This window comes from Desulfosediminicola ganghwensis, from assembly GCF_005116675.2.
Classification (GTDB): Bacteria; Desulfobacterota; Desulfobulbia; order Desulfobulbales; family Desulfocapsaceae; genus Desulfopila; species Desulfopila ganghwensis.
Window position 1 is genome coordinate 328,244 of record NZ_CP050699.1, and the last position, 19,131, is coordinate 347,374.

Consider the following 19,131-nt stretch of genomic DNA (forward strand, 5'->3'; position numbering starts at 1 on the left):
ATATTGTTTTTCGCAAATTCACTATAACACAAGAAGCTCTCCGAGCCTTTATTTATCCGTAATCACGTTATTATTTGTGAGACAGCAGTGATCTGAGACGATAAGCGGCCAGAAAGTCCTGTTGTCGAGCGTCATCGAGGTAACCGTGATAAGTGCCGGGAACTTCCTGCCGTCAACATACAGGCTCTGGGATTCAACTCTGAGTACTTCCCCCTCTTCAAGCTCACGACATGTCTTTGACATAACCAGAAAGCCCTGCTCATCGGTAAAGGATTGGTAATAGCTGCCAATGAGCACTTCCAGCGGAACCCCATACATCTCACTCGCCATCCGGTTGGCCTGAACGACCTCCAGTTCGCTATCGAGCAAAAGAATACCTTTGCCCACAGACTGGAAAATTGAATCCAGCAGCTTTTCAGACTTTGCGAGGGCACGGGTCCGCTCTTTGACCCTTTGCTCCAGAAGCTGCCTGTGATCGACGGCACAGGTAATATCATTGAGGATAAAGAGGAACCCCCGTGCCAGCGGATACAATCTGGATAGCAGCCGTATCTGCAGATTATACGTTTTCCTGATTCCGGCCACTTCGATAGTCAGTTCATTATTCGTATCGGGTGGATACATACTGAGAATCGACTCAAGTTCGCCCTCTATCTGCAGCAGCTCGCCGCAAAAACGGCCTGCCAATCGTTCGCCGGAAAACGCGATGTGTACAATTGGGTTCACTTCCAGAATGAGCCCGGCCTCATCAGTTATGAGAACCAAATTGGAAGTAGACTCGAAAATGCACTTGTATGTCGACGGCCCAATAACGATTTGCGGTTCGATCGCTCCTTCGTCCCTGTTCTTTACTGCCTGCCACCTGGTAATCATGCTGATCTCGAGGCAATCGGTCACACAGTGCAGGAGGTTGAGCATGAGTGACTTATGGTTTTCTGATGCAGCAACGCCCCGGGTGTATTGCTCCAGAGCAACCCTCATCATCTTGATACAGTGAACCACCTGAACTACATCCGCGCCCTTTGCAGTAATATCGGTCAGGCTCTTCACGAGGGCACTTGTCTCAGCCTCACTGAAACGGGTAGCCCCCCCTCTTTCATCGAGAGTGCAAAGCTTGGTACCAACAACTTTGATCAGCTGTAGAAAGAGAGCGTTCGCCTCGTGCCGGGAGATGTCTTGAAGGGCAAGGTGGGAGGTATGCAGATATTGCCTCACCCAGATCTCAAGAACTTCCGGGAGGCCATCTTCAAGCTGTTTTACAAGATCTGCAAGCATAAAAGAAAGAGACGTACAAGAATCTGGTTTATGTTGATCGCAAGCGCCCACAAAATCGCAATTAAATCCTGGAACCATATCTCAACCTTCACCAATAGTAAAACGATTCCTTGTTTGCGATGAACAGTTCCAGGAAATTGCAGTGGCCAGATCAAGTGTGGTGTGCTGACATTACATATATTCCAATGCCACGAGGTCATCTTTATCTCGTGGCTATTATAGATTGGCATAGTCGGGCTGTCCTAGCCTGGTGGCTTTCAAACATCATGGATTGTGACTTTTGTGTTGCTGCCCTGGAGGATACCATCAACCTTTATGGAGTAGCCGAAATCTTCAACACTGACCAGGGCGTCCAATTTACCTGTTTTGATTTTACCAATGCTCTAAAAACAGCTGGCATCAGCATCTCTATGGATGGCAAAGGGCGTTGGATGGATAACGTTTTCATAGAACGACTCTGGCGCTCGGTGAACTGGGAGTGCGTATATTTGCAAAGATTTGAAACGGGTTCAGAGTTGAGAAAGGGGCTAAAAAACTAATTTCGTTTTTAGAATTACCAGATACCACATTCGTTTTTTGATGGGAAACTGCCAATGGCGGCATTGCCAACAACAGAGATTCCACCTTAATCATGCCCCGAGCCTGTCCAACGAACCGGGACCAATTCTATATATCAATGTTGAAAGCTATTCAGAATTACATGATAAACTTGTGAAATGTATTAACCACCTGTTCCTGAGCTCCTGCTCTGGTGAATATCCTGTTCTGCGGATCGCAGAATTATGATATATTAGGTTCTTATTCAGGTGCTACTAGTGATTACTACTGTTTTCCTTGCACAACTTAGCCACTAAGAGGAGCAACCCACCCACATTTCCGCTATCACTCCACCACACCTGTCATGCTGCTTTAACAGGAGGCCTTGCCGACGAAGTATCGAGAATCCAGTGACACCGATTCCCTTGAGTTCTATCTGCACTCTCTCTGTGAAGGAGGAAGCATATGTTTAATAGTAACTGCTCGAAAAGAAATGAAAACCTGCTTGAAGTGGTAGGGGAAGCTAAAATCAGACATTTACAGCAGCGATTCTACGAGGCGACAGGCTTTGCCAATGCATATCTTAGCACCGATGGCCAGCTCATCTCCTATGCGGGTAAACCCGAGTCCGTCTGCATGAACATGATACGGACAACCCCCCTGGGATTGCACAGATGCCTGAAATTGCTCCTTAAAGGTCGGCAAGATGCCAATGGCAAAAACACAAATGTCTTTCGATGCCATGCCGGCATGCTAGACGGCAAAATTCCTATTATCGTCGGAAACGATACCCTAGGCTTTCTGGTCATGGGGCAGGTTTTTGATGCACCCCCATCGAAGAACGAGGCTCTTTCTTATGCCAGGGAACTCGATCTTGAGCCTGAAGCCTACTGGTCCGCACTACAGAAAGTCAAAGTTGTCCCCAGGGAGAAGATTGAAGCTGCAGCACTGCTTCTTGAGTTCATGGCCAGTGAAATAGCAACAATGGCATACAACAACATTCAACTCCGAAAAGAGATTGTTGCCAGAAAGAAGACCGAAAAAAAGCTCCGCCAACTCAACAGGGAGCTGGTTAATGTCAATGAGGTATTAGAACAAGAGCGAAACCTCTTTGTCACCGGAAATGTCGTTGTAATGAAATGGCAGAATAAGAACGGTTGGCCGACAGAATATGTCTCGCCCAATATCAAGGAGTTGCTTGGATATGAGGTTGATGATTTTCTGTCCGATAAAACCACCTATGCGGACCTGATTTACCCGCCCCATCTCGACAGGGTAAAAGATGAGGTGCAGTCCTACACCCGCAAGGGGATCAACCGATTCAGCCATCTCCCATACTGTCTTGTGGCCAAAAATGGACAGTTAATTTGGGTTGAACATTTTACCACCATCCAACGCAACGAGCAGCAGGAGGTAACGCATTACCAGGGATACCTGGTTGATATTACATCCCTCAAAGATAGTGAGGAAAAATTTCGCCTGCTTGTGGAACATGCACAGGATTCGATTTTTCTCACAGATACTTCCGGTCGTATTCTGATGGTCAACCAGCAAGCATGTAGCTCCACCGGCTACAGCAGAAAAGAGCTGCTGACCATGACCACAGATCAGATTGAAGTAGGTTCCTCAAAAGCCGAGATAAAGGATATTATCCATGAACTCAACCAGGGGAGGCTGGACAGGACTCTCGGCCTGCACAGAAAGAAAGATGGAACAACATTTCCCGTAGAGGTTGCCCTGTGCAGTTACACAACCAGGGAAAAGACATTTGTGCTGGGGCTTGCCCGTGACATCACTACGCATAAGAAAGCAGAGCAGGCACTGGTTGACAGTGAAAAAAGATATAGGAGCATATTTGAATTCACCCCTATCTCCGTATGGGAACAGGACTTAACAGAGGTAAAAAAGTATATCGATAATCTGGCGGAAGCAGGGATTACCGACATTCAGTCGTATTTTAGGTCAAACATCGAGGTCGCCCGGGTATTGGCCCGAACAGTAAAAATAGTCGACATTAATTCCACAAGCCTGAAGCTTTTTGAAGCAGATACCAGGGAACAGCTGCTCAACGAGTATTCATATGTGTTTACCGAGAAACAATCGCTTCCTCTTTTTATCGAGGCTGTATCAGCACTTGCCAGTATCGGTTATTCAGAGTCGCAGTTATACAACATTCGCACACTTAAGGGGAACAGGCGCGTAGCCCGGATCAGGGGAGCGATTGTGCCCGGAAGCGAAGCCAGCTGGTCGAGGGTGCTGTTCTCCATGGGTGACGTGACAGGATTACTTGACGCACAACGACAGGCGGAGATAGCGAATCAGACCAAATCCATTTTCCTTGCCAATATGAGCCATGATCTGCGAACACCCATAAATGGAATCTGGGGGACTCTGCAACTGCTTCAGGCAGAGGCGCTGGAAGAGAGCGCGCGGGGATATGTTGAAATGGGCATCAACTCCTGCAGGCGTCTGACGGGTCTGGTTTCTGATATACTTGATATCTCAAAAATAGAGGCCGGCAAAATGGCCCTTCAACCGAAACCGTTCAGGCTCCGGGATGTTCTGGGCGGTATCGATACCATGTTTTCCTTGATGGCTTCGGAAAAGAACCTCACCCTGTCATTTACCCAGCATACAAACGTTCCGGACTCCCTGTATGGAGATGACAACAGGTTGTCTCAGATCTTGATGAATCTTGTCGGCAATGCAATCAAGTTCAGCCAGACAGATGATATTCACACCGAAATCGATACGATACATCGAACCACAAAAAAAGTCTGCTTACTGATCACAGTCTCTGACAACGGCATTGGGATCGCTGAAGATGATATCCCCAATCTTTTCAACCTCTTCACCCAAATGAAGAGCAAAACGGGCGAACAGGGAGCGGGGCTTGGCCTTGCTATTGTCAAGCAGCTTGTTCTCCTGATGGGGGGCGGTATCTGCGTTGCCAGCCAGGAAGGGGTGGGAACAAGCTTTTACCTGAACTTACCATTTTATCTTCAGGAGCAGAGTGCTGATAACGTTTCTTTGCTTAATTCCCTGGAACAGACAAAAAACATCGGTTCTTTTAATGCCCTGATCATCGAAGATGATTATGTCAGCAGAATCGTCATATCGTCTATGTTGGAGAAAATCGGAGGCAAAACTGACCAGGCTGGAACCGGAGAGGAAGGTTTAAAGCTGATAGGGGAAAAGGATTACGATATCGCGTTTGTCGACATCCAGTTGCCGGGTATGAATGGTTTAGATGTAACCAGGACACTTCGCGCCAACCCTATCGCGAGCAAGGCGAATATTCCAATTATTGCGATGACAGCAACTGCAATGGCCGGCGATAAAGAGAAGTGTATCCAAGCCGGCATGAACGACTATATCACCAAACCAGTCGAGACCAACTTCTTACATGCGTCTGTTCAAAAATATGTCGGTTTACAAACGAAGCTCTAGGCTCATGCCCGGAGCTGCTGAAAGGATCGTACCCGATATGTGAGGAAGGTTTCTAAATATCCTTACGGAATTGCCTTAAATTGCAGTCATGGTTTGCCCATCTCGTGCACAACAGTCAAAGAGCAGAAGATAACCGGGGCTGCTGGTCTTATTTATACCCCCTGCGGTTCACCTCCGGATTCACGCTCTTTCACATCATGCAAGCCATAAAAGTCGTAAACCGATTAAAAACATTAGCGCTAGAACAATTAGGCGAAAAAGTTCCTGCGATACTCTTTTATTTTGAGCATTACCCAACACACCTCCAACAATAATTATTGGAGAAAGTACCAGAACAAGGACTAAAACCTGGTCGATGATAATTTTAATCCCTTAGAATCGGCGTATTGCAAGTGCCGAACCCGAAGTTTATGCAAGCTATCATCAGTGATTTCTAGTTCTCCAGGCTTATGATTTCCATGATTAACTGCGTATAGACCGCACTGGGACGCAAACGAATTTAGATGAGAGCTACGCACAAACTCACTGTGGATCCCAGCTTCCCCCTGCAATGTGGTGCTTGCGACTCTCAGCTGACACGTAATAAACTCCTACTTATGAGCATAACAAATGCGAACAACTCAAAAAAGCCGGTGACAATCACAATTGTGATGGCACCGGTTTAACCTGATGGAGGCAAATCTAAAAGGGACTGACTAAAATTACACGAGTTGATACAAGTAATTCCACTCTGCCCCTTTTTGTTACAAACCATGAACTACATATATTGATTGCCGCAAAAGCCGAGCCCCTGGCCAACACTGGTAAACGCATCTGTATTGATAATCTTCTCTCTTCCGAAGGTGGCGGTGAGATAGCTGTTAATGAGAGGGACATTTGATGTTCCACCTGTCAACATCACTTTGTCTATCTGGTTGTTACCGAGACCGGCGCTGCTGACCGTGGTCTTTATCGAGTGTATGATACGCTCGATGTCGTTTGCTATGGTCTCATTGAATCGAGCGATGGCAACCGGCTGGTGGACTGAAATATTGTAGTCTTTATACTCAATCACCGTCTGCTCTCTGCCGGAAAGTTCAATTTTCGCTTTTTCAATCGCCTTAAACAGTGAATAACCATGATTGTGCTCAATCAATGAAATGAGGTTCCGAATGCATTGTGGCTCGTCGGCAAACCGTTCTATTTCATGCAGATATCTCATCGTTTTGGGGGTATTGAGCTGCGGAATTAAATGCCATTTTCGCAGTCTGTTCATTATCGAACCGGGCATACTGACCACGTTCTTGGTCATGGGGTAGGAAAGCTTGACATTTTTACCGAATGTTTTGGCGACCTCCGACCACATCAGGCTTGAATCAAGGGTGTTACCGCCAACAGTACAGCCGCCGAGAGAGAGGATATCTTTCCTTCTCTCAAGGTAACTTTTTTTATTTCTGCCGCAGGCTTTAAGAACGGAAAAATCTGAAGTACCACCACCAAAATCACAAATGAGAACGAGCTGCTCCTGATGAGCGTCTAATGTCTGTTCATAAAAGCTTGCAGCGGCAACCGGCTCATATTCCAGATATATATTTTTGAATCCTGCCAGTCGTGCAGCATCCAGGAGGCGCTTCTCGGCCAGTTCTTCCTTCTCTTTGTCTTCTGAAAAGACTACAGGGCGACCAATCACCGCATCGGTTATCTCACTTTTAAGATGGTTTTCGCCCTTCGATTTTATGTGTTTCAGTACAAGGCTGACGAGCTGCTCCAGTGAATGTGTGGTGCCTGCTATGTCGGTGCTTTTGAAGTTAAGATCTGGCAGATATGTTTTCACAGACTGAATGTATCTGCCTTCCGCATCAGTTTCTATATATCGCTCAATTGCCTGCTGGCCGAAAAGGAATTCTTTTTCGAAATAATCATAGAAGATAATTGATGGTAAAAGTTTTGTGTTGGTGTTGTGTTCATCAAGCTCAATTGCTTCTGTCTGCCCATCAATATTTACTGACAGTGCTGAATTCGATGTGCCGAAATCGATGCCGAATATTGCACCCATTACCATAACTCCTTTACGTACTGGCATTTCCGCTGATAAGCGGTTTCACAAATGCTCGAATCAATAATGATATGTTAAACACACCCATAAAATGGGCATAGTCCTCAATTTTTCTTGCAGACACAGTGAACCCGGAACACTGCCTTACATGGGCGATGTCGTGTGCAAATGTTAGTAGCTGCAAAACAGAAGGGGCTGTTTACACTATGACGCGGTAAACAAGTCAAGAAAAATAAGGATTATTTGAATAGTGCAGACCTATGCACGTCGCCTTCTGTTCAAGCCATCTACCGGAGACAAAACAGGTTTTTGGTAGCTTTATAAATTTATATCGTGGTCTGACCTTATTTGATTGTGTTTGATTGGTGTTTGATTGTGACTCCGTTTGATTATCACCCTCCATCCTCATCCCGTCCACAATGATTAATCTGTTTACAGTATTGGCAGCAATGCTGTAGAAACACCCTTTGAAATAAGGTCAGGGCGATGTGTCCTGCGTAATGTACATGGCCTGATGTTTGCGTCTTAAATCGAACACTTCTTCCCGGCGCTATTCAACGGTTCCAACTGAGTGAGGTTATTTTGTCGACATATATTGTGGGAGATGTGCAAGGCTGCCTTGCTGAACTCAAGCTGTTGCTTGAAAAAGCAGCCTTCAATCCACAGCAGGATAGTATCTGGTTCGCCGGCGACCTAGTCGCCAAGGGCCCTGAATCATTGAAAACATTACGATTCGTGCACAGTCTTGGGGACAGTGCAACCGTCGTTTTAGGCAATCATGATCTGCACCTGCTCGCGGTCTCCCTCGACCTTGTTCCACCTAGGCCCAAAGACAAAACCGCCCCGATCCTGACCGCGCCTGATAAAAATCAACTGCTTGACTGGCTGCGTCAACAACCGTTGCTGGCAGAGCATGATGAATTTGTCATGTGTCACGCCGGGATCTCCCCCCAATGGGATCTGCCGACAGCCCGAGACAATGCGCGGGAAATCGAGAACCTGTTACGCAGTGAAAACTGGCCATGGCTTATTGAACAGATGTACGGCAATCAACCCGATTCCTGGGATGAAGAGTTATCGGGTATAGAGAGATACCGGTATATCATTAATGCCTACACCCGGATGCGTCTTTGCTTCAGCGACCAACGTCTGGATATGAGATGCAAGCTGTCGCCAGGCAAGATCAACGGCAATGGCCTGCATCCGTGGTTCGCCTCACCTCAACGTATCGCCCTGGAAAAAACAGTGATTTTCGGCCACTGGGCCTCCCTGGAAGGATGCCACGACAATGATAACAACGTCATCGGGCTGGATACTGGCTGTGTCTGGGGCAGGTTCCTGACCATGCTGCGCTGGGAAGATCAACACTATTTCCGGCAACCGGCACTTTCTGCCAATCCGCAATAAACCAGCCACCGCTCATCTGCTAAGACTGCACCATTCAGACAGCGCCACCACCCAGCGCATCAGCTGTTTTGCATCCGGGCAAGAAACAAGGCCAGCTCAGAATCATCGGTCAGCTAGCCCGCTGGTTGCCGCCCATGATTCAAAATGATTTGCTTTTTAGTTGATAAATCATTAGTAATTCCACGTTCCGATTGGGGTGTTTTGCAATGTCTGCAGAGCTGAGATCATACCCATCGAACTTGATACAGTTCACACTGTCGCAAGAAATTCGAAGATCGCTTTTCCCGCTGGAATGTTCTTTCCGGCATCGTAGAAAGCTTCCCCTTCCTTAGACAGTCTCGCTATCATGAACCATTTTACCTGAAAGAAAAGAGCGTTCATGAAAACCGGAGCAGCCGTTGCTGACTCTCCAGAACTTAAGGAACAGAAGATCCCATGCCAGTCAAGTACGTTCGATATGCAAGAGAGATGGGTCCCGCGTGGATCATCAGCGCAGTTGCCTGTGGGCCAGCGACATTAGCCAGCGTGGCCATTGCCGGTGTCAGCTATGGGTACCAGCTGCTGTGGGTAGTGATCCTCAGTGCGGTATTCGGCACCACCGCACAGTATCTGGCAGCCAGGGTAGGCATCCTTGAAGGTCAGGGGATTATTGCCGCAACGGAAAAACATCTGGGGAAACGCTGGGCATGGGTGCTCACCGTAGACGCGCTGCTGGCAACCTGGCTGGCGGCCATGGTGCTCATGAGCGCGCTGTCGGGCATCACCTCTCTGGTTACCGGCGTGGACACCCCATTTTGGGGCATGTTGTACGGCATACTGATCTCGGTATTTCTGGTGCGCAAGGGATACCGGAAATTTGAAACGCTCTGTAAAATTCTGGTGATCTTTGTCGTTGCCTGTTTTGTGGCCACGCTCTTTATGGCGGAACTCTCTCTGCCTGGCATTGTTCAGGGGCTTCGTCCCAATCTCCCCGGGGGGCTCAACGCGGCCATGATGATGGCGGCTATCATGGGCGGAGCCGTTCATGTCACCATTATCGGCATGCATACGTACAATACCAATGCCAGGGGCTGGAAACAAAGCGAGCTTTCGCTGGCCCGGTTCGACACCTTTACCTCCATGGGCCTGGCCCTCGGTCTCTACAGTGTGGCCATTTTTCTGGTGGCGGCAGCGGTTCTCCATCCCAACGGCATAGCGGTAACCAGTGCCACGGACGCGGCCCTGGCCCTCAAGCCATTTCTGGGGGACAATGCGATGAAGATTTTCATGATCGGGTTGTGGTGCGCCACCTTGACCACCCTCTCTCCCACCTTTATGGCCGGGGCCTATTTTATCTCGGACAAGATGGGATGGGAGCTGGATGTCAGGGACAAGCGCTTTGCGGCCGCCATAATAGCAGGCTGCCTGGTCAGCATGCTCGGCCCTTTCGTAAAGGGCGGCTTTTTCCTGCTCCTGCCCCTGATGCTGGCTTTAGGCCTTACCGGCACCCCTCTGATCATTGCGATCATTCTCTACCTCTTGAACAGGTCTGACGTCAGCCTGCGAAATTCAGCACTGCTGAACCTGATGGGCGGCCTCACCCTGCTGGTCACCTCATTTCTGGCGGTACGGTTTCTGCTTACCAAAATCGGGATCGCATGATGACAACTGACCATATTGAACAGTATCTCAACCGGCAGACGCTGATTGCAGGAGATGTCAATTCAGGCAAGACCACCAAAACCGGCCTGATTCTGCAGCGGTTTTTAGAGGCAGGCTATGGCCGGCAGATGGCTGTTCTAGATTTGGCCCCGGCAACGGTTGCCGGAATCGGCGGCAAGCTTGCTCTTGATTCCGGCAACCCGGTTCTCTATCTGACCGCCGACATTGCCGCCCCGCGTTCCATGGGCCGGGACGCTGCCCACACCCTGCAGCTGGCCACGGAAAATGCGCGAAAAATAGAAGAGTTGTTAGAAGAGTTCAGGGGAGACAGACGTGACATCCTTTTTATCAATGATGCCACCCTCTATCTGCAGTCCGGTAGCCTTGAGCTGTTTCTCAAGACGCTGGAGATGAGTGCCACCAGGATCATCAACGCCTACTATGGCACAACTTTCGCCGAGTCAGACCTGACCCGGCGGGAAAGACGGCTATCCGATAAATTGATGGACGCCAGCGACCAGGTGATCCTGCTTTAGCCCAAATTTCTCATGAGCCCATACAGCACAGCCTGAACTGAAGAGGAAACTAGTACACAGGTGGTACAGTTGGCACCTCATTTCAAGGCCTGCCCCTCCCCTTCCGGACCCAGAACTAAAAGTTTGATAAAAAGAACGGAATCATCACCGCGTTCACAAGATCTATAAAGAATGCGCATACCAGCGGCACAATGACAAAAGCCAAATGAGACGGGCCATAACGCTTTGAAACCGAGGACATATTTGCCATTGCGGTTGGAGTCGAGCCGAGAGAAATACCGCCAAAACCCGCACAGACGACAGCGGCATCATATGTTTTGCCCATTGCCGGGAAAACGATGAAAAGAGTAACCAGCACTGCAACCAGTAATTGCGCAGCCAGAATGGCTAATATCGGTCCGGCTAAATCGACCAAAGTCCATAATTGCATACTCATCAGTGACATGGCTAAAAATGTGCCAAGAGAAATATCTGCAAGCAGGGCGATGGAGGGTTTTCTGCTTGGCCATCTGGTCCCCGACCACCTCGGGAATGATTCCGGTATACAATTCGTGATGATGATACCCGCGAAAAGACAGGTGACAAAGAGAGGCAATTGCAGGCCCGCTTTACCTATGGCTTCATTGAGGATCAAGCCGAAGATAATACACACATGAATTGCCAGCACCGAATCGAGAAATGCCAGATAGTCTATCTTCTCATCAGCTTTGTTTTCATCTGACACCCCGACATCCATTGCCTCCTGCACTGCCGGCTTGAGGTTATAGCGGGTAATAAGCAACTTACCGATCGGGCCTCCCATGAGACTTGCCAGTATTAAGCCGAAAGTGGCACAGGCAATGCCGATTTCCATGGCATTGGATATTGCATAACCCTCCGCCACCCGCGGCGCCCAGGCAATAGCGGTGCCATGCCCGCCAATAAGGGAGATAGATCCACCCAGCAAGCCAACCTGGGACTGCAAGCTAAAGAATTTCGCCACGCTGAGACCGGTGATATTTTGTACAAACATGTACCCGATGGTTATGACCAGGAGGATGATGAGCGGCTTACCACCGTTAAGCAGATCTTTCAGACTCGAATTTATACCTATGGTCGTAAAAAAATAGACCAGCAGGACGTCCCGTGCCGCCAGGTCAAACTCAATTTCCACCCCTGTCGCCAGATAGACGACTGCTATCAACACAGAACAGATCAGGCCTCCTGTGACCGGCTCGGGAATACTGTATTCCCGCAGGACTTCCACAGCATCGTTTAACCGTTTACCCAGAAACAATATGACAATACCGATTGTAACCGTCAGAAATGATTTTATTAACAAAACCCCGTCGACGAATTCCATAATCTGCCTGGCCCCCAGCCTTATTTTGTCATCTCCCGTTGCCTGTCGCTCGGAGTGTTCATGTATATTCCTCAGCGCTCCACATTACACCTCAAAGGATTTCTGACCTCTTTCAGCGATACACCAACCAGCTCGCACCCAAAGTATATGGTCGCACAGTGGAGTGTCTGTAATCAAGAAGAAAGCCCTCATTCACCGCACGCAGCCTAACGCACTTCTGGTCGAAGAGCCTGCCCCTCCCTTGGATAGTCAGGATCGTCACGTGAGTTTGTGGCCCTCCCTAGTAATATGGAGAATATGTTCAACCACCTTCCACACATTGAGTGGGATCACCTTTTATTATGGGGCATCCCATCATCGAGGCACCTGAAAAAGCCGACGGACCAAAAACAACGCGCCCCAGACAACCGCGGCATCAGCAGGAAGGTTCTTCAAAATAGAATTGAGAATTTAAGTATCTTATTAAAATTCTGTCGTATGGCAGGGGCGCTGTGTTTTGGGCTATCTGGTAATAGTTGCAATTCCAGACCTGCCCCTCGGTTGTTTGCAGATATCTGCAAAAGAAAGTGTTGACAAAACCCTTCTGAACTACGATATTCAGGGCCGCTATTGTTGCCGAAGTGGCGGAATTGGTAGACGCGCTAGGTTCAGGGTCTAGTGGGGGTTTCCCCGTGGAAGTTCGAGTCTTCTCTTCGGCACCAAATTGATAAAGGGCTGCAGTCATTATGATTGCAGCCCTTTTTTTATTGTAACCGTTCAGCTGCCCAACCCTACCCGATTCCGGCAAATTCGTTCAACATTCGTTTCCCCGAAGCACTCCCAAGCTGATCAGCCCACTCAGGAAAACATATACCAGACACAGGCGGATCCTTTAGGATTCCTTGAGATTCCAGGCAAACCTGTGGATCGATAGAGCTGGATATGTCATGCCTACTGTTTGATAGACAATCATTATCACCTTCCCATAGAAACTCCCGACGCAAACCTGTCCCTCGGCATGCGCCAGCTCAATAGCATATTCACTCATTACCACAGAACAAATAAAGGGATCGTCAAGGCTTAGCTTTAATTCGGCTATACCTTGAAAGAGATTACCGAACATCCGGGGCCACATTATTCAACGGTGAGCAAATTACTATCCTCTAATAGTGCGTAATTACAATTCAAGACCGTACTCATTATTTCTTAGTATTTCTTAGCCCCACCTTAGCCGTTTCGGGCAACAAACCGTTTGCGGATATAGTCCGCACCGAAGATTATGAGGATGCCCAGCCAGGCAAGGGCATAGACCCGCCCGCTGACTGGGCCGGTACTCAAAATTTTCTGCAGCGGCGGCCAATACAGGGTCGCCCATGAGAAGACCACCTGAATGAGGATACCTGACACGATCAGAATATTTGTAAAAATCCCCTTGTCGAGCCCGGAGCGCAGGGTATAACGGCGGCCGAGGAGGTTGCCGATCTGCATCAGCAGGATGGTCGAAAGGGCAATGCCGGTGGCCGAGCGATAGAGCGCTGAATCGGTGGGCAGCTCGACCCCATAGCGCCAGCCGCCTTCAACGAGCACATAGAAAAATAAAAAAAGCGACCACGCTCCCTCCAGCAGGCCGAGAAACAGATAACTGTGAATCAGCAGTCCCGGTGTCAGCAACCCCTGAGCGAGATCTTGCGGCGGCCGCTCCATCACTTCGGTCGATGGCGGCTCCTGGCCCAGTGCCATGGAAGGGATGATATCGGTGCCGAGATCGATGGAGAGAATCTGTATGACGTTTAGGGCCAACGGTACCGGCAGGACGATATAGAGCAGGTAAGGCAGGATTTCCGGGCCATTGCTCACCAGCACATAATTGGTGAATTTCCCGATGTTCTGGAAGATTGTTCGCCCCTCCTCGATACCGGCCACTATGGAGGAAAAGTTGTCGTCAAGCAGGATGATCTGCGCCGATTCCCTTGCCACCTCGGTCCCCTTCAACCCCATGGCGATACCTACATCGGCAGCCTTCAGAGCCGGAGCGTCATTGACCCCGTCACCGGTCATGGCCACCACCTTTTCCATCTTCTGCAAGGCGGTGACGATCTTCATTTTCTGCGCCGGTGTGGTCCTGGCGAAAATACGCACGCCCTGCCGTAGCTTCTCGGTAAGCCGGCTCGTGGAAAGCTTTTTGAGAATATCACCGGTAAGGCAGGTTTCCCCCGTGCCACCATCGCCCACCAGTCCGATCTTTCGCGCCAGGGCGGTGGCGGTTTCCGGATGATCGCCGGTGATCAGGATGACGTCGATTCCTGCCTTTCGGCAGGTGGCGACAGCCTCCTCCACCCCCGGCCGCACCGGGTCCTCAAGGCCGATAAAGCCGGCCAGGGCAAGGCCATGCTCCAACTGCTCCTGGTCAAAGTCCTCCCCACCCCGTATTCCGGCGAGAGCTTCCGGGCTTAGCCGCCGCCAGGCGACTGTAATAACCCGCAACCCCCGGGAAGCCATATCCTGCATGACGCCCTCTGCCCTGCTCACCATCTCCCGGCTACATTCCCGGTCCAGCATCGGCGCGATGGCCTCGAACGCTCCCTTAACCACGAATATCCAGCCGACTTTATGCTGCAGGATACCGCCGGATCGCCGTTTTTCCACATCAAAGGCAAATCTGTGCCGGACGGCCGACTCGACCTCGGCAACAGCAAGTCCCGCGTCCTCGCACAGCATGGCCACCGCCACATCCAAAGGGTCACCGAGAAGTTCCGACTCGCTCCGTCGCACCTCGGAAGCCGCCAGGGCCATTCGTAGCAATCCCTTGCGCTCTACTCCCTCGAGAACCTCTCCGGTAAAGGGATCAAGCAGGCTGGTAATAGTCAGCCTGTTCATGGTCAGAGTGCCGGTCTTGTCCGAACAGATGACATGGACCGCCCCAAGCGCCTCGACGGCGTTGAGGCTTTTCACCAACACGTTTTTTCTGGCCATGCGCAGGCTGCCGATGGCGAGCGACAGGGTAAAGGTCGGCAGCAACCCCTCCGGCACATTGGCCACGATAATACCCATCATGAACACCAGGTTGGTCCACAAGGGTTTACCGGTCAACAGCCCGTAAAAAAAGAAGGAGCCCCCCATGGTGCAGGCGATAATAGTCAACACCCTGACCATGTGCGCGGTCTTGCGCTCCAGCGGAGACCTCACCCGCCGAATGGTCTGGGAAAGATGTGCCACTTTGCCGAATTCCGTGCGGATGCCGGTGGCGAACACTACCCCCGTGCCGGAACCTCGCACCACCGAACAGCCGGCATAGGCGACGTTGGCATGGTCTCCATACTCCGTAGATGATATTTCCGCGCTGACATCGCATGGCAGCGACTCACCGGTAAGGGGAGAATTATCCACTTTCAGGCGGTTGGTGTCCACGAGTCGCATATCGGCCGGGATCTTGTCACCCTCGGCAAGCAGCACCACATCTCCGGGAACAATCTGCCAGGCATTTTCCCGCACCAAACGGTTTTCCCGACGCACCTCGACCAGCTGCGGCAGGAAGTGTTTGAGCGCCTCCATGGCCTTTTCCGCCCGGTACTCCTGGATAAAGCTGAACATGGCGTTTATAAGCGCCACTCCTAAGAGCGCCCAGCCCAGCACATCCATGCTCTCACCGGGATTGACATGATGAGCGACCAGACAGATCAATGCGGAAAGCAACAACAGCAGCGTGAAAAAATTGGTGAACTGGTGGACAAGACTCCTGACGTTTTTCCACCTGTCGGGACGATCAAAACGGTTCTGGCCGACATGGGCGAGCCGTTCTTCCACTTCTTCTTGACGAAGTCCTGTCGGCCTGCTGTTCAGATGCTGAAATACCTCGTCAGGCGACAGGTGGGAAATATGGTGAAGACGATTCATCATATTTTCCTGTAAATCCCAACATCACAGGGCGATTCACGCAGGATCTGCTCAAGCCGGTTACCATAGTAAAACCGGGATTGCAAAAACCTGTCACTGGCTCCGAGCAGGACGAGTCTGGCATGCAGCCTGGCGGCCTGGATGAGAATTTCCTTGGGCCAGTCGTCGGACAACACCACATGATCATCGAAGCGAAAGCTCGGTGAATCTGTGGCCGCCACGATCTCTTCCATGACCTGCCGGAGATACAGATTGCCCTTATGCAAAAAATCTCGCGCCCTGGCGATGGTCAGATACCTGAACAGCAGCGTGTTTACCGTCATGATCCGCAACAGGGTCAGCGTGTGGATAGAGGGAGCCAGCAGCTGGAGAAACGGCATCGCCGCCTGAAATCCCCTGGGGTGTCCGCCGAGGGGAAACATGACATTTCCCGGGCGACCCAGCAGCCCCGGATCAACGACCCGCAGTGCCAGGGTGTTGAACTTCCTCGCTCTCAACAGCCTCTGCGAGACCGTTCCCGCCAGAAACCCTTTCCCCCTGGAAGTGGCCCGGGCGCCGCAAATGCAATAGACGTCATCCCCGGCTGGGATCACTTCGAGCAGGCTCGTCAGCACATTCTGCGTTAAGCGCCGGATCTGGACAGACAGCTCCACATCCAGTGCCCGCCCTTCACTGGCAATATGCTGCAGCTTCGCCTCCAACCGCTCGGCGCGCATGGAACCATCCTGGATGTGGACAAGCAGCAACCGCCTGTCCGGCACCTCACCGGCCATCCTGAGTGCGTACCTGGCCACCCAGTCACCACTGATTGAACCATCGTATGCCAGATATAACGAACGGGCCATCGCACCCTCCATCAAACGTATCCCTCGAAAAGAACCGCATCCCGTCCCTTGTCATTATTGTCCTGTAAATGGCCCCGGATGGCAAACTGACAACGTGCAGCGCTAATGCCCCCCTGGGACAAAGCCCATCGGACATAGAGCAACCACACCACGCCGGCAGTTTGACTCTGCAGGGCAAAGGTATATAAGCTTGAATAGAACAAAACTTTTTTGCCTATAAAATCACGGTGACGAATGGCCACTAATACTGTGCGAAAGACAGGTATGTCTGGAACCACCGGCAAAAAAGACACCGGAAACAATGTGACAAAACCATTCCGCTCTCCCCCATTCCCCATTGATTACCAGACGCTACGGGCATCTTTTTCCTGGGAGAGCATGCGCGGGGAACTACCGGATCGCCCACAGCAAAGGGCCGGCCGCCGATCGCCTGGCGATTCGTCCCTATCCGCAGGAACTTGAGGAAATCGTTGTTCTTCTGGATGCAACCCAGCTGCTCCTGCGACCAATCCGGCCGGAGGATGAGCGTGGCCTCCAGGATATCGTTTCCTCACTGCCCCCTGAAGATGTGCGGATGCGTTTCCTGCATCCCATGCGAACCCTGCCCCATGAGCTGGCGGCCCGGTTCACCCAGATCGATTACGACCGGGAGGTGGCTCTGGTTATCGAAGGAGTCGACAATCAGGGGTGCAGACTCCTCTATAGCGGCGTGAGAATAAGTGCAGACCCGGACAACGAGAGGGCGGAATTTGCGATACTCCTGAGAAGGGAAATGACGGGCAGCGGTCTCGGTCCCTTACTGCTGGGGCGGATTATCGACTATGCCCGCAACCGTGGCACAGCCACCCTCTACGGTGAAGTGCTCAGCGACAATATCCTGATGTTGCGCCTTGCTGCGGCATTTGGTTTTACCACAAAGCCGGTCAGCGATGATCCAGGTCTCAGGCTACTGGAACTACGGCTGTGACGCCCTTCTCCACCTGCAGCAACTCTACCTAATAACGGCGGATGTAGTTGATACAACCGTTGAGGCTTCCCAATAAGGGATTACACGGTTAACCCGTATCTCTCGAAACAGGGGCAGGAGAAGCGGCAATGATACCAATTCACAATCGATTGTCATGACCTTACCCCGTATGTGCGTATGTCCCGAATGTGATGAAGTTTTCGCAATATCCTTCCGGAATTGCCTTGAACTGCAGTCATGGTTTACCCATCTCGTGCACAACAGTCAAAGGGCAGAAGGTAACCGGGGTTGTTGGTCTTATTTATACCCCCTGCGGTTCACCTTCAGATTCACGTTCTTTCACATCATGCAAGCCATAAAAGTCGTAAACCGATTAAAAATATTAGTGTAAGAACAATTAGGCGAAAAAGTTCCTGCGACACTCTTTTATTTAGAGCGTTTCCCAATACACCTCCGATAATAATTATTGGAGAAAATGCCAGAACAAGGATTAAAACCTGGTCAGTGATAATTCCAATCCCTGAGTAAGCAAAGATTTTGAACAGATTGATCAGGGCGAAAAAAAGGACCAGCGTGCCTACAAAAGTTCTCGGGTTTGACCTTTTCTGCAGCATATATACTGACATCATAAGGCCACCTGCGTGAGCCACGGTGCTGGCAATTCCGCCTAGAAAGCCAAACAAAACCGTATAGGTCCGACTCTGCATTCTCTCTATGGACGTTCCTGTTTTCGTTTCAGCAGGATTGAAATACCGGATTCTGATTGTTTTTACGATTTGATGGGATGCAAATAGCAGGGCAAAGACTCCAACCCCATGCTTGAAAACAGTGTCCGGAGTAATTACCACAAGGTAACTACCCAGCAGAACACCGAGAGCAGCAAACGGCATCAATATCAGCAGCTCCTTTTTATCCCACTCCCCCCAATAATTCCGGACACCTATAATATCAGAAATCAACATGGCCGGTGCACCAAGTCCTAGAGCAACTTTTGCCGGCAGCACAAGGGCAAGGAAAGGAAGAAGAAAGATTCCGGCACCTACACCGACACCATTCTTTATGACTGCAGAACCGAAAACTGCAAACGCAATAATAATAATGTCAGTGTAGCTCATGGTCTCACCTATTGTGCCAGCATTGCAGCGAATTACTTTTGCCGTTCCAGCGGATGTCGATTACGATACTGTTATATTGTGCTGGGCAACCAGGTGGCGATGGCGGGG

At 50.3% G+C, this 19,131-nt stretch carries 11 protein-coding genes, 1 tRNA gene, 2 pseudogenes and 1 riboswitch; of the genes and pseudogenes, 8 read left to right on the forward strand and 6 right to left on the reverse strand.

Going from position 1 to position 19,131, the window contains the following annotated elements:
• Positions 1-48: 48 nt before the first annotated feature.
• Positions 49-1,275, reverse strand: a complete 1,227-nt coding sequence (locus FCL45_RS01425) for a PAS domain S-box protein (protein ID WP_167495892.1) — start codon at positions 1,273-1,275, stop codon at positions 49-51.
• Between the two features lie 146 nt (positions 1,276-1,421).
• On the opposite strand from FCL45_RS01425, the pseudogene FCL45_RS01430 reads away from it, so the two are divergent.
• Positions 1,422-1,805: pseudogene (locus FCL45_RS01430) on the forward strand (transposase); the annotation flags it as partial.
• 472 nt (positions 1,806-2,277) lie between these two features.
• Positions 2,278-5,262: a PAS domain S-box protein gene (locus FCL45_RS01435; protein ID WP_136799513.1), complete on the forward strand. Its 2,985-nt coding sequence runs from the start codon at positions 2,278-2,280 to the stop codon at positions 5,260-5,262.
• 757 nt (positions 5,263-6,019) lie between these two features.
• On the opposite strand, the gene FCL45_RS01440 is transcribed toward FCL45_RS01435, so the two are convergent.
• On the reverse strand, positions 6,020-7,297 hold the full coding sequence (locus tag FCL45_RS01440; RefSeq protein ID WP_167495894.1) for an Hsp70 family protein: 1,278 nt from the start codon (positions 7,295-7,297) through the stop codon (positions 6,020-6,022).
• 582 nt (positions 7,298-7,879) lie between these two features.
• Here FCL45_RS01440 and apaH point away from each other — a divergent pair.
• The 3 genes from apaH (at position 7,880) to FCL45_RS01455 (ending at position 10,881) form a co-directional block, all read left to right on the forward strand.
• Positions 7,880-8,704 (forward strand): bis(5'-nucleosyl)-tetraphosphatase (symmetrical) ApaH, encoded by an 825-nt coding sequence (gene apaH / locus FCL45_RS01445; protein ID WP_136799515.1) that lies wholly within the window; start codon positions 7,880-7,882, stop codon positions 8,702-8,704.
• A 182-nt stretch (positions 8,705-8,886) separates the two neighbouring features.
• A riboswitch (TPP riboswitch) is annotated at positions 8,887-8,987 on the forward strand.
• A gap of 152 nt (positions 8,988-9,139) precedes the next feature.
• Complete coding sequence (locus FCL45_RS01450; protein ID WP_136799516.1) at positions 9,140-10,345, forward strand: NRAMP family divalent metal transporter; 1,206 nt, start codon at positions 9,140-9,142, stop codon at positions 10,343-10,345.
• On the forward strand, positions 10,342-10,881 hold the full coding sequence (locus FCL45_RS01455; protein WP_136799517.1) for a hypothetical protein: 540 nt from the start codon (positions 10,342-10,344) through the stop codon (positions 10,879-10,881). The genes FCL45_RS01450 and FCL45_RS01455 overlap by 4 nt, the downstream gene beginning before the upstream one ends.
• Positions 10,882-10,996: 115 nt before the next feature.
• Here the strand turns inward: FCL45_RS01455 and gltS are convergent, their stop codons facing one another.
• A complete protein-coding gene (gene gltS, locus FCL45_RS01460) occupies positions 10,997-12,223 on the reverse strand; it encodes a sodium/glutamate symporter (protein ID WP_136799518.1) in 1,227 nt (408 codons plus the stop codon).
• Between the two features lie 614 nt (positions 12,224-12,837).
• Between gltS and FCL45_RS01465 the strand changes: the two genes are divergently transcribed.
• Together FCL45_RS01465 and FCL45_RS25150 are read left to right on the forward strand one after the other, a co-directional pair.
• Positions 12,838-12,924 (forward strand) — tRNA-Leu (locus tag FCL45_RS01465).
• Between the two features lie 215 nt (positions 12,925-13,139).
• Positions 13,140-13,268: pseudogene (locus FCL45_RS25150) on the forward strand (addiction module toxin RelE); the annotation flags it as partial.
• Between the two features lie 161 nt (positions 13,269-13,429).
• Here FCL45_RS25150 and FCL45_RS01470 read toward each other — a convergent pair.
• Positions 13,430-16,099, reverse strand: a complete 2,670-nt coding sequence (locus tag FCL45_RS01470) for a cation-translocating P-type ATPase (RefSeq protein ID WP_136799519.1) — start codon at positions 16,097-16,099, stop codon at positions 13,430-13,432.
• Positions 16,096-16,941: a universal stress protein gene (locus FCL45_RS01475; protein ID WP_167495895.1), complete on the reverse strand. Its 846-nt coding sequence runs from the start codon at positions 16,939-16,941 to the stop codon at positions 16,096-16,098. Before FCL45_RS01475 ends, FCL45_RS01470 begins: the two co-directional genes overlap by 4 nt.
• Before the next feature lie 337 nt (positions 16,942-17,278).
• Here FCL45_RS01475 and FCL45_RS01480 point away from each other — a divergent pair, with 337 nt between their 5' ends.
• Entirely contained in the window at positions 17,279-17,908 is a 630-nt protein-coding gene (locus tag FCL45_RS01480; protein WP_136799521.1) for a GNAT family N-acetyltransferase, read from the forward strand.
• Between the two features lie 344 nt (positions 17,909-18,252).
• Here FCL45_RS01480 and FCL45_RS01485 read toward each other — a convergent pair whose 3' ends face one another.
• Positions 18,253-19,023, reverse strand: a complete 771-nt coding sequence (locus tag FCL45_RS01485) for a sulfite exporter TauE/SafE family protein (RefSeq protein ID WP_136799522.1) — start codon at positions 19,021-19,023, stop codon at positions 18,253-18,255.
• Between the last annotated feature and the right edge of the window lie 108 nt (positions 19,024-19,131).